The sequence below is a fragment of the Terriglobus sp. YAF25 genome, from assembly GCF_052113305.1.
GTDB lineage: Bacteria > Acidobacteriota > Terriglobia > Terriglobales > Acidobacteriaceae > Terriglobus.
On the sequence record NZ_JBFRCY010000866.1, the window covers coordinates 1 to 1,690 of the forward strand.

1 protein-coding gene and 1 pseudogene are annotated in these 1,690 nt (G+C 57.3%); both read left to right on the forward strand.

Translation table 11 applies throughout. The features are described 5' to 3' along the window. A pseudogene (locus AB4043_RS24620) lies at positions 1–322 on the forward strand (nucleotidyltransferase family protein); the annotation flags it as partial. Continuing rightward, positions 319–1,690 (forward strand): SLBB domain-containing protein (locus AB4043_RS24625; RefSeq protein ID WP_442308409.1); only part of this gene is annotated, 1,372 nt, incomplete at its 3' end. The pseudogene AB4043_RS24620 and the gene AB4043_RS24625, both read left to right, overlap by 4 nt.

Below are 1,690 nucleotides of genomic sequence, written 5' to 3' on the forward strand. Positions count from 1 at the left end.
ACGCTACTGGATCACGCACTACAGCCGCACTGCCCTGCTCACCGACTTTCCTGGGAGCAAGTTGTATCTACTTCTCGAAGAAGAACTGACCAGGAAAGAAGCCTTCGCGGGGCGCTCGGTACAGGGAGCACTTCTTCCGCGCCGGCTTCCCCCGGCCATCAACTGCAAACCCGAGCAAGATTCCCTGTCCGCTAAGCTACACCGGTTACGGCAGCAGATTCCCTATATCTTTTTTCGTCTTCGCTTTCATCTGGTAGAAGGAGCGCGTTACATCATGGCGTCCATGCAATGGCGGCAGTTTCTTTCAGGGAGTACGCAATGAAACGGCTCGTCCTTATCTGCTGCTGCGTCTTCTGCTTGTTCACGCATCTGCCGGCACAGACTCTCTCCTCTGCCGGCACGGACGACACACAGACAACGCAGCAGGAGAGCACGCGTTCCCAATCCCTGACAGACACCAATACGCAGGAGGGCTCCGCCTCCTATCTGGAAGTAGTGCGAGTTCTACAGGACAATCCCGATGCGATGATCGAGGTCAAAACGGTTATTGCCGAGTACCTGACGCAACAGGGCAATCCAACCCAGCCGGACTCGATCTCAGATCAGGCTCTCTACACGCGCCTGCAGACCAATGCGGAGCTCCGTAACAATGTCATTACCTTTCTTCGCTCGCGCGGCTATCTCTCCGATGCTGAATCACCTGGCACAACCTCTCCGGCCGACGCGGGTCAGCGAAACCTGAAGCCGTCTACGGGCAACGTGACAGACAATGCGGATCTACTATCCAGTAGCACTGCAACACGAAAGACGCCGAAAGAGCCCGTCACACAAAAAGAGACCGCCGAACGGCAGGAGGATCCGAGTACTCGTGAGCGTGTGCTTCATCGCGATACGCCGTATAACCTGGCATCGCTCCGCGATCTCTACACACAGATTCCTCAATCCTCGCGCTCACTCAAGCGATTTGGTTCCGACGTCTTTCTCCGTAGAAACAGCCAGAACGCACAGACTACGCCCGATATCGCAGCCGATGTGCCTCTTGGCCCGGATTACGTGCTTGGAGTGGGAGACACCCTGACCATTGCGCTCTGGGGTAGTGCCTCTCAAAACCTTCAGCGCACCATTAATCGCGAAGGCACGATTGTCCTGCCTGAAGCCGGTGCCGTTGAGGTTGCAGGGATCTCGCTGGAGAAGGCGAAGCTTCTGGTGACAGACCGGCTTCGGACGCAGTTCCGTGACATTCAGGTTGAGCTCTCGGTTGCGCGTCCCCGCAACATCCGCATCTATGTCGTCGGGGATGTGCAGCGTCCTGGAGCTTACGAGTTGACCTCAGTCTCCTCGCCACTCAGCGCACTCTATGCCGCCGGAGGCCCTACCGCAGTTGGATCGCTGCGAATACTGCGGCACTATCGCGGTACACGCCTGCTGGACGAAATCGATCTCTATGACTTCCTGCTGCACGGCGTCCGGTCTGAGATCCGGATGCAGTCCGGCGATACACTGCTCGTTCCCCCTTCCGGACCTCAGGTGTGGATCGACGGAGCCGTCAAACGCCCCGCCATCTATGAGTTGAAAGGAAATACTACCGTCTCCTCTCTTGTAGAAGATGCCGGCGGGCCGGCTCCTTCGGCGGAGACGGGACAAATTCGGATAGAACGAATCACACCTGACCACCAGCGCGAGACAGTTT